We start from the raw sequence: 10022 nt of genomic DNA on the forward strand, positions 1-10022 counted from the left end.
TTTATAACCATGCCTTTCGTTCAACTCATCCTCTCTTCAAGCTGGGGTTTGCAATCATATCTTTCTCTCTCTTATAGCCCCAATAATTCCCTCAGGCCGAAACAGGAGTACACCCAATAAAATAATCATGGAAATGGCATCTTTTAACCCGGAAGATATGAGTCCAGAGCTGAAGGACTCCAGAATACCCAAGAGAATACCCCCTATAACTGCGCCGCCGACATTGCTCAAACCCCCGATAGCGGCGGCCACAAAACCCTTCACACCCAACATGAACCCCATATCATACGTCACCATGGTAATTGGACCGATGCTCACCCCAGCCGCTGCCCCTAGACCACCAGCAGCCACAAAGGCTAAAAAGGAGATGGTATTCAAGTTTATGCCCTGAAGCCTTGCTCCTGTTTGGTTATAAACCGAAGCTTTGACCGCTTTGCCCCAAAAGGTATGCCCAAAAAAGCCATATAACCCAGTCAGGGTAACCCCAACCAGAGCAAAAATCCAGATACTCTGAGGATTTAAGGCAGCTCCGCCCAGGACCATGGACCCGCCTTTAGAAAAGGCGGGCAGAGAATAGGTCTCTGTTCCCCAAATAAGGAGGGCTAATCCTCGCAAAGAAATCGAGAGACCGATAGTAATTATCAGCATGCTAAGGTTACTGGCACCTCGTGCTCTGTAGATTGTCAGACGCTCCAGCAATCCACCCAAGATTGCTACTAGGATTACTGATACGATAAATACAGCAATCATAGGCATTCCTGTTCCCTGCAAACTGACAGCCAACAGAGCCCCAATCACGACAAACTCGCCCTGTGCCAAGTTCAAAATACCCGTGACATTAAAGGTCGTAACCAGGGTTAACGCAATGATGGAGTATATGCTTCCCAAAGTCAGTCCGGTAAATAAAAGTTGTAATAGTTGTTCTTCCATCAATCAAACACCCCGTTATTCTATAAGCTTCCATTTCCCTTGGTCTACCTGCACTAAAACTGCGGAATCTTCCTTCAGACCGTTGTGATCCTGAGGGGTCATGTTGAACACTCCTGAAATTCCAACAAATCCTTGGGTTTTTTCCAACTCATCCCGGATCGCCACGCGATCTGGACCAGCCTTCTCTAGAGCGTTTACTAACAGATTGAAGGCATCCCAAGCATATCCTCCAAAGGAATTGGGCTCAGCATTGTACTTCTTCGAATAATCAGCAATATAACTTTCCAGAACTTTTTTCTGGGAATCATTATCTGAGATTTGTTGGGTCACAGAAAGTTTACCGATGGGTAAGATAACGCCGTCTGCAGCGCCCTGAGCCAGCTCAATAAATTTTTGGTTGCCTACCCCATGACTGTGAATCAAAGGAATAGAAAGGCCAATATCTTTGAAATTCTTGGTCAGAATGGAAGCCGAGGGTGGGATCGCCCAAACTATCGCAACTTGCGCCTCGCTCGCCTTAACCTTAGTTAACTGAGGCGTCATATCTTTGTCATTAGCATCAAATTTTTCTTCGGCAACAATATCGATCCCGCTATCCTTAACAGCGGCGGAGATGGCCTTCTTCCCATTGTCGCCGTAGGAATTATTCATATACAAAAAGGCTATTTTATTCTGGTTGTTTTTCTTTAAATAACTAATAATCTTATTGATCATCACAATATCGCTTTGGGCAGTTTTATAGACCCATTCCCGCTCACTGGTCGGCTCAACGATGCTGCTGGCAGCCGCTAAGGATATCATGGGAACCTTTTCACTTTCAACCGTCTTAATCATGGCCATGGAGGTTCCACTCGAACTGGCCCCTAGAATAGCAAGGGCACCTTTCTCAATCAGCGTTTTAACTGCCAAAACACTTTCCGTTTCGTCACTTTTGTTATCCATGATAGTCAAGTCGATAGGATGTCCTTTAACCCCGCCATTAGCGTTTAGCTTTTCAACCATCATTAGCAAGGTATCCCGTTCAGGGACTCCCAAAGAAGATGAATTTCCGCTGATATCCAACACTGCCCCAATTTTGTACGGTTCATTGCCGCCAGTACTCTTTACATCGGCTTCTTTGGTCGGGCTGCAGGCACTGATCAGAAGGCTTAATACCAATAGAAGTGCAAGCCATAGTTTACTTTTTAACCTCATTGTTATCTTTCTCATGTAGATCTCTCCTTACAATTTTTTATTTAACCGTCAAGACTCCCACTGCGCTTACGGCGATAATCTCCACCGGAGACCACCGTACTGGAGACTTACGCCACCGAATTCTCTATGTTCAACTTTAGTTGAACGAGGTTCACTAAGATCATCCGATCTATTGAGCCTTTCACCTCCTCGTTTAAAGAATAAAGAACAAAAAAATAAACACATCTCATCCCTCAAGGGACGAAAAGTGTTTTTTCGCGGTACCACCCAGATTGAGTCTGTAAAAGACCCCTCCTCATTGCAAGTACGGAAATAAAATATAATTAAATATCTATTTCTTATACCCCCTTCCTTTTAACGGTGGAAGTCTCCGACCAAACCTACTTTCCCTAGGGTTTCAGTCTGGCAGCTCAGGAGTGAACCTTCAACGGTTGATACTTTAGCAGCGCTTTCAGTCTATGACGCTCCCTCCCTGAAAAGACCCTTCCGTTTACTTTACCCCGTCATCACAATTAAAAATATAGGTTATGTTGGTGGTATCTTACCAGTTTTTCTTTCCTAGGTCAATAGGTCGTTGCTCTGTCCGCATGCACCCAGTGAAAATAATCGAAAAGTGGTATATAATAAGTTGGAAATCAATGGTGAGGTGGGGATAGTTCATGGAGCCAATTAATAAATCGATTGTACAATCTGCCCTGGACGGTTTTCTTAACCGCGACGTTTACCTCCATTTAGAGACGACCAATGGAGCTTATGCCGTCCATAGGAAAGAAAGTAATATGACTGTGGGAGCGTATATTCGCAATGGTCGTATCTGCTTTGAACGCGGGATCATCACGGGTGAGGGTCCATACCGCGTGGGGCTTAAGATAGACCTGGGCTGGGTTTACGCCGAAGGTCTAACGGATTTTGAGACAGACCAGGAAGGTCGGCTCTTGCTCGCCGGTCATGATCAAGATGGGCGCCTGGCTGTAGCTTTAGAACTCAGTTTATCCCCTTTTGAATTGTAAATTAAATTAATGTGGGAGGAATAATTCTTGGAACAACACGTTCTCGTAGTTTTCCCACACCCAGACGATGAAACGTTTGGCTGTGGCGGAACCATAGCACAATTCACTAAATCGGGTGTTCCTGTCACTTACGTCTGTGGTACTATGGGCCAAATGGGGCGCAATATGGGAAGGCCATTCTTTGCCAACCGGGAATCGTTGCCAAGTATTCGGGAAGCAGAGTTGGAGAAAGCTTGTCAGGCTATCGGCATTCAACACCTGATTAAGCTTGGGTTGCGAGATAAGACAATTGAGTTTGAAGACCCGGAACAATTGACCGATAGAGTTGAACAGATCCTCAAAGAGGTCCGCCCCTCTCTGGTCATAACTCATTATCCGGGATATGCAGTGCATCCGGATCACAATGCTCTAGGTGACGTGACGATCCGCGCCGTCTCTCGTCTTTCCGTTCGGGAACGCCCGATTGTCTACGCTCATGCTTTTGCACTCGACTGTCAGGATATCCTCGGCGCGCCAGATATTATCAACGATATTAGTGCAGTGTCAGAGATGAAGTTGGCTGCGATTCGAGCACACAGGTCACAATCCCAAGTAATTCTCCCGCGTCTCGGGAATGGACAATTCAAGAATCCATCATCCAAAAACTCATATAGCCATATGCTCAAGCGTGAATCTTTCTGGACTTACCATTTTTCGTAAGAATTAAGAAGTCTTCACAAGTATATTCTATAAAAACCTGCTCAATAGACAGCTCAATATACTTAAAGCTTTTTTGATTAGCATTCCTCCCCCTTTTAGGGGGAGGAATTTTGCTTTATGCGGCTATTTTACTTAGCGGCATTTGACCTTGACTGATTTAGCGATACATGTTCTTGATTTACGTTATTTTTTATATAAACAAACCAATAAACTCCAGCCACAAAAATTGATCCCCCAACAATGTTTCCAAGAGTTACAGGAATCAAATTATTGGTTATAAAGGTCCCCCAATTTAAGCTTGCTAGCACTTGAGGAGTAAGATGAGATTCAGCTACCCAACTTGGATTTGCCTTTGCCAATATTCCAGCGGGAATATAATACATATTTGCTATGCTGTGTTCAAAACCGGATGTGATGAAAAGCCATATCGGGAAGAAAATTGCAAGTATTTTGCCTACCATGTCCTTTGCTCCATATGCCATCCAAACTGCCAAGCAGACTAACATATTACACATAATTCCTAAATAGAAGGCCGACATAAATGGCAATCCTACTTTATAGGCTGCTATTTTAATAGTCACTCCACCCAGAACATTTGCACCGCTATCGTATAATCCAGAATGAACCATCATATAGGCAAGAAGTATGGCCCCAATAAAATTACCACTATAAACGAAAAACCAATTTTTAAGCATGTCATTAAATTTAACTTTGCCATCTAAGACTCCGCCTAAAATCATTGTATTCCCGGTGAACAATTCTCCACCTGCTAATACAACTAACATAAGTCCTGTTCCAAAGATAGCACCTGCCAGAACTTTCCCCAGACCATAAGTTTCTGGCTTTGCAAATAGATTGAAGGCTGCCATATTTGAGCCTTCGGCAGCAAAAGCTATAAAAGCCCCGGCAAGAATCCCCAAAATAAATTGATTTGAATATTTCATACCTACTTTTTTTATTCCTGCCTGTATAGTGGCATGAGTTATTTCAGATGGTGGCAAATAACCTTTTGTCTCCATTTTTTATCACTCCTTTACTTTAACAAACTTCCAAGCAGCAAGATTTTCTCAGTAGGAACTTTACTCGAGGATTAAGACAGTTTTGTTTAATTTGATTGCTCCTTTCTCAATCAAAGTGTTGACGAGGGCACCAGCAACTTAAGATTATATCTGAGCAAACCAGGTGCCTGTAATTTACTTTATCTTTCACCTCAAAGACTGTCACGCATATTAACTTAAATAAAGCGTTATGTGGATAATTAATATATTTCGAAAGTTTTGTAAATTAGAGCTATAGGGAATTTTTGCTTATCCATCCATGGGTAATAATCTCCTTACCCAGTTATAAAGCGGCATGAGCCCGGTTTAATACCGAACTCATGCCGCTTACTTAAGTTTCTTTATTTATAGTCTATTTGTCAGACTGTCTGTAAAAGGAGACATTTATGAAGGTATAAATAACTTTACAGGTCTGCCGATACCGTATTTAAGTTTGGATATTAATACTCCACGGTCTTCTAAGAATTCGAGATAGCGACGTACTGTTACCCTGGTCAGCTTCACCCCTTCAGCGACCTCCTCTGAAGAGAGAGGCCGGCGATTTGTTTGTAAAAATTGTGTTATTTGAACAAGAGTTGTTTGATTCAAGCCCTTTGGCAACTCCTCTTCTGCAATAAACCAGGCAGTATCGAGTTTGGGTTTTTGCTCTTGCTCAGCAGTGACGGCAGTTTGGATTACACCCTCACTACCTTGGGTCGACTCTGTAACCGTACCAATATTAATTTCAATTGGTTCACTTTCTTGATTACTGCTGGTCGCCCGATTAATTTCCCCTGTAAATGACTGGAACTGCTCCACCATTTGGTTAAAGGCATCCTCCAGTTCCTCAATTTCTTTGGTACCGGAAACTTTGACCTTTTGAGTCATGTGTCCGGTTGCAACATCCCTGGTTCCTAACATGATATTATGCAAGGGATTAATGATAACTCTTTGAATGAAAAACCAGGTAAGAAGTGCTATCAAAATTGTTAAGGCTAATCCCAGTACCGCCATTGTAATTAAAGATCGAGTGATTATTTCCTGTTCATAGGCATGAGAGATTCCTACATAAAAAATCCCAATAATGTTTCCGTTTTCCGCTCGTAATGGAGCATAACCCGATTGGTGCCACTGGCCAACAACATTAGCTTCTCCTATATAAGTCTGACCATCCTCCAGTACTGTCTGGGCTACATTAGCAGAAACCTTGGTCCCAATCACACGTTCACCGTTTGAACCAAGTACCGTGGTCGCTACCCTTGTATCCCCCAAAAATATGGTCACTGTGTCCCCCGTAAGGCGCGACAAATAATCGACCAGGTCATTATTAAGGTTGATCTTAGTAGTTCCTTTATAAAGGTTCCCCTCTTGCACTGACCATGAGCCAGGATATGTCTTATCAATGATTTCTCCACAGGTTGTTAAATCTGTTTGCGCTTTTATTATAGTCGCCGCCACAACGCGGTCTTTCATATACCAGCCAAGAACTGCGAGGAAGCAAACTGCCAGCAAAAAGAGCGAACCCAGCAATAATATTAGGATTTGATGTTTAAGCGAACGCACGCAATCACCTCTTTCGTCGACTTCATTATTGTTTTTTCGAACCTCAATAGAGTGGGTATTCTAAAAATATTTATAAAAAGTGTTAGAATATTTATTAATTAATTAATTCGCAAATTATGTTGAAAATACCTTCTCTAATAGTCTACTCTATAAATATTACTACTTAGGTCTTGCTAATTTATCGAAAAGTCAAGACTTTACAAGGGTTTAAGGGTAGTTTTCTTAATCAATATGTGCATAAAAAAACAGCCTTTGGCATCAAAAACCGTGTACATGGAGTTAAAATCAAATGTTGCATCGATGCACCATTTGGCCTCTCTTCCCCGACGGGGGGAGTAACTCACTGATTCTGTCAGCCATTTGAGCCACTCCCCATGGGGTGCCAGCTCTTTGATTTCCCGTCAAAAGCCGTCCGATCCCAACGGCATCTACGCAGCATTTTGCTGCTTTGTTCCTTGATAAAGTTAACCTCGGACGGGATTTGCTCGGGCGTCGTTGGAAATTTCCATCCTCATACCGGCTGCCAATCCCTTTATAGAATGGCTTTTCAGATCCCGCTATAGGATATGCCGAGCCCCAGACAAGCGTGAGGGCTATAGCGCCAATCCACCCTTGTCGGATTGCCCAAAGTCTGAGTTGGATATTAAGGCGGAAAATCCTAATATTCTGGTTGCCGTTCATTCCTTTTACTCGTTATTATTATTCTCTTTGTATAATATACCCTGTTCTGATACTAAAGAAAACCTTCACCGTTGATGTAACAAGCATATAAGAACACCGAAATCAGGCCTAATTTCGGTGTTCTTATGTCCTAGAGGTATCAAATGGTTATAGGTTCTAATTTATCATTAAGAATCAAAGCACCGTAGTGTTTTATTTGAGAAAGAGGAATTTTTGTATTATCTGACAGAACTACTCCGACCTTTCCGGGATAATATCTCAGAAATTTATCAAGGATTTCGATTGATTCACATTTAATGATTAATGGTTTTTTAATTAAAAAGCTAATGGTGCTGATAAATCCCCATACATCAAACAATTCATTCATATTACTAAAATCAATTAAAAGATAATCCATATTTGCTGTTTTATAATCTTGTAATAAGTTATAAAAGTCACCGTTTTTTAACATATTTACAGTAGTATCTTCTTTAAAAGAAAGTTCTTCAACCGCATATTCCTTGTCTTTCGAAAACACCAGATAATTAAAGGCAGAAGTAATAGTTGAACTGGATTTTATATCTAAATTCGGTGCTTTGACCCCATCAAGTTCTTTCTTTATGGCACTTATAAATTCCGGAGTCGTTCCACAACATCCGCCAATAAGCCTTACTCCATTCTCTACAAATTCTTTTGTATACGAACTAAATTGGTCTGGTTCTTGCTTATAGACTGCCTCTCCATTCAATAATACAGGCATCCCGGCATTTGCCTTTACTGAAAGAGGAATAGATGCCACCGAATGCATTTTTTTAATGGGTTCAAGCAAACTATCAGGACCGCCCGAGCAATTAGCACCCATTACTGCCACTCCTAATGATTCACATACTAGAGCACATACTTCTGCCGAATTACCCGATAGGGTTCTACTGTTGTCATTAAATGTTGCTGAGGCAATAATTGGCAGACTTGTGGTTTCTTTAGCTGCTAATATAGCAGCCCTTAATTCATTTAAATCCGTAAAAGTTTCAAAATTAACGACATCTGCACCTGCATCTTCTATTGCCCTTAATTGCTCTTTAAAAATACTGTAGGCTTTATCAAAACTTAAATCCCCCGCGGGTTCTAATATCATACCCGTAGGACCCACTGAAGCGGCGACATAAGTGTTATCCCCGGCAACTTCTTTAGCTAATTTAACGCCCTCGAAATTTACTTGATAAGTTTTATCCCCTAAACTATGCTTATCTAAGGTAATTCTATTGCCTGGGAAAGTATTGGTTTGAATTACGTCAGACCCTGCATTTTTGTATAAACTATATAGATTTTTAACCTCATCCGGTTTTGATAAATTCCATGATTCTGAAGCCTCGTTACCTTTTAAACCTCTCTTTTGAAGCATAACCCCTTTAGAACCATCATATAGTAAAACCTTTTCCTCGATGGAACTTAGAAAACTTTTCATGACTTGACCTCCTTGAAAAATAGATAGATGAAAGTGCTGTTAATTATACTAAACTATACCTTATCTCTAAAGAATTCTCTACTTTTAGATTATCCCCTGTCATAATCTAATCAGTTTGATATTTTCCTTCGGAATATTTAAGTTTAGCTTTATTTTTCCAATTAATCTCTAAATTCGTACTCTACTAAATCATAACAACCAAACCAAGACTACTCGTTTAAAAGAGCATCACGCCCAAAAAAAATAAGGACTTCACGTCATCAAAACGAGAAACCCCATACAGGAGAAATATCGAATTCTGAAAAACGACCCTTGAGTTATTAGATGGAATTACTCAATTTGTCTACAAACTGCATAAACTCGGACATCCTTTCAACTAGAACCTTTGTCAATGAATCTATCCCCTTCGCTAAGGGTTCCATTTTGCGCCAACGAAGCTCTGAGCCATAGGAATGCCTAAACATATGACGAAAACGTCGATATTCATCTAATTCCTCTGCTAAATCACGTGAGATTATACTCGGTCGTACATCCGGAATCTCAATAGTCATAGAGCGTAATAACTCCCGATGATAGTCTCCGCCTGATGTCAAGCCTCCATCAAAAACTCTGGAAATACGCTCAAAAATTGATTCGATACCAGTATAGTAATGATGTAAATACCCCGCACAGGCCATCAAATCAGATCCCCGTACTATCCCATTCTCACTTTCCAAGACTTGAGTCATCCCTATAATGTCATCTGTTATTTTTCCAATCGATTTTAAATCGTCTTTAATATCTACAATAAGCCTTTTGTACTGAACTCGTTTCTTCTCTTTCCCCGTCATACCCTCACCCCATCCCTAAGAATACGCTCTTTCATGGATTCTTGAGCAAATTCAAATTGTATGAAATCCAGAGGAAAAGGTTCTGCAATATCTTCGGCAATTCGATATGCCTTAAAATAATCCTCTTCCGCCAGTTGTTTCACCGCGATGTCAATATCGGAATCCATGTCAAATGCATTCGTCGTCAGTGAACCAATAAGATATACTTCAATATTGGGAAATTCTTCTCTGAGAGCCTCAGCGATTTTCTCCGCTCTTTCATATGCTTTCTTATAGTAAGTTAAGCGCCTTTGTTCCTCATCTTTAATTCTCGATTTATGCCCTTCGACGTATGGAGTTATGTCCATAGTCTGTCCTCCATCACAACATTTTCCTATATATACCATACCATAAGTGAGCCAAAGGGACAATAGTCGCAGACGACACCTAACTCAAAATAAACTCTGAGCTGCCGCAATCGCCATCTGAGCGAGAGGGGTTGGGTATAGACCAATTGCTATGGTTATGAGCATGGTAAAGACCATCGTAAACTTCATCGCTCCATGGACTGGAACATCCGGTAAGCCCTCCCCTTCGGCGAGGAACATGACCTTAATCACTGAGAGATAATAGTATACGGAAATCATACTCATGA

Annotated in this window: 10 protein-coding genes, 1 pseudogene and 1 other annotated feature; of the genes and pseudogenes, 2 read left to right on the top strand and 9 right to left on the bottom strand. The window is 41.3% G+C overall.

The features are described from left to right. Positions 1-54: 54 nt before the first annotated feature. Positions 55-930 carry a branched-chain amino acid ABC transporter permease gene (locus LJE72_RS04805; RefSeq protein ID WP_229246483.1) on the bottom strand — a complete coding sequence of 292 codons (876 nt, stop codon included), beginning with the start codon at positions 928-930 and terminating at the stop codon, positions 55-57. A 15-nt stretch (positions 931-945) separates the two neighbouring features. After that, complete coding sequence (locus LJE72_RS04810; protein WP_229246484.1) at positions 946-2139, bottom strand: ABC transporter substrate-binding protein; 1194 nt, start codon at positions 2137-2139, stop codon at positions 946-948. A 218-nt stretch (positions 2140-2357) separates the two neighbouring features. After that, positions 2358-2640: a binding site (T-box leader), on the bottom strand. Positions 2641-2783: 143 nt separating this feature from the next. On the opposite strand from LJE72_RS04810, the gene LJE72_RS04815 reads away from it, so the two are divergent. Further along, a complete protein-coding gene (locus LJE72_RS04815) occupies positions 2784-3134 on the top strand; it encodes a YojF family protein (RefSeq protein ID WP_229246485.1) in 351 nt (116 codons plus the stop codon). Between the two features lie 27 nt (positions 3135-3161). Then, positions 3162-3833: a bacillithiol biosynthesis deacetylase BshB2 gene (gene bshB2, locus LJE72_RS04820; RefSeq protein ID WP_229246486.1), complete on the top strand. Its 672-nt coding sequence runs from the start codon at positions 3162-3164 to the stop codon at positions 3831-3833. A gap of 128 nt (positions 3834-3961) precedes the next feature. Here the strand turns inward: bshB2 and LJE72_RS04825 are convergent, their stop codons facing one another. From LJE72_RS04825 to LJE72_RS04855, 7 genes and pseudogenes are all read right to left on the bottom strand, one after another. Next, positions 3962-4852 (bottom strand): formate/nitrite transporter family protein, encoded by an 891-nt coding sequence (locus LJE72_RS04825; protein ID WP_229246487.1) that lies wholly within the window; start codon positions 4850-4852, stop codon positions 3962-3964. A gap of 423 nt (positions 4853-5275) precedes the next feature. Further along, a complete protein-coding gene (locus tag LJE72_RS04830; protein ID WP_229246488.1) occupies positions 5276-6433 on the bottom strand; it encodes a cache domain-containing protein in 1158 nt (385 codons plus the stop codon). 197 nt (positions 6434-6630) lie between these two features. Next, the gene (locus LJE72_RS04835; RefSeq protein WP_312038895.1) at positions 6631-6828 is read right to left on the bottom strand and encodes a DUF3102 domain-containing protein; all 198 of its coding nucleotides are present in this window, start codon (positions 6826-6828) and stop codon (positions 6631-6633) included. Between the two features lie 425 nt (positions 6829-7253). Next, positions 7254-8558 carry a homocysteine S-methyltransferase family protein gene (locus tag LJE72_RS04840; RefSeq protein ID WP_229246489.1) on the bottom strand — a complete coding sequence of 435 codons (1305 nt, stop codon included), beginning with the start codon at positions 8556-8558 and terminating at the stop codon, positions 7254-7256. Between the two features lie 320 nt (positions 8559-8878). Then, positions 8879-9388: a ribonuclease toxin HepT-like protein gene (locus LJE72_RS04845; RefSeq protein WP_229246490.1), complete on the bottom strand. Its 510-nt coding sequence runs from the start codon at positions 9386-9388 to the stop codon at positions 8879-8881. After that, the gene (locus tag LJE72_RS04850; protein ID WP_229246491.1) at positions 9385-9735 is read right to left on the bottom strand and encodes a nucleotidyltransferase family protein; all 351 of its coding nucleotides are present in this window, start codon (positions 9733-9735) and stop codon (positions 9385-9387) included. The genes LJE72_RS04845 and LJE72_RS04850 overlap by 4 nt, the downstream gene beginning before the upstream one ends. An 84-nt stretch (positions 9736-9819) precedes the next feature. Further along, positions 9820-10022, bottom strand: a pseudogene (locus LJE72_RS04855) (NADH-quinone oxidoreductase subunit N); the annotation flags it as partial.

Origin of the sequence: Desulfosporosinus shakirovi (assembly GCF_020595055.1) — a bacterium.
Lineage (GTDB): Bacteria > Bacillota > Desulfitobacteriia > Desulfitobacteriales > Desulfitobacteriaceae > Desulfosporosinus > Desulfosporosinus shakirovi.

What these genes read in the sequence shown, in the direction of transcription:
- LJE72_RS04805 (WP_229246483.1), bottom strand. Translation starts at nt 930, where the DNA reads ATGGAAGAACAACTATTACAACTTTTATTTACCGGACTGACTTTGGGA.
- LJE72_RS04810 (WP_229246484.1), bottom strand. Translation starts at nt 2,139, where the DNA reads ATGAGAAAGATAACAATGAGGTTAAAAAGTAAACTATGGCTTGCACTT.
- LJE72_RS04815 (WP_229246485.1), top strand. Translation starts at nt 2,784, where the DNA reads ATGGAGCCAATTAATAAATCGATTGTACAATCTGCCCTGGACGGTTTT.
- LJE72_RS04825 (WP_229246487.1), bottom strand. Translation starts at nt 4,852, where the DNA reads ATGGAGACAAAAGGTTATTTGCCACCATCTGAAATAACTCATGCCACT.
- LJE72_RS04840 (WP_229246489.1), bottom strand. Translation starts at nt 8,558, where the DNA reads ATGAAAAGTTTTCTAAGTTCCATCGAGGAAAAGGTTTTACTATATGAT.
- LJE72_RS04845 (WP_229246490.1), bottom strand. Translation starts at nt 9,388, where the DNA reads ATGACGGGGAAAGAGAAGAAACGAGTTCAGTACAAAAGGCTTATTGTA.
- LJE72_RS04850 (WP_229246491.1), bottom strand. Translation starts at nt 9,735, where the DNA reads ATGGACATAACTCCATACGTCGAAGGGCATAAATCGAGAATTAAAGAT.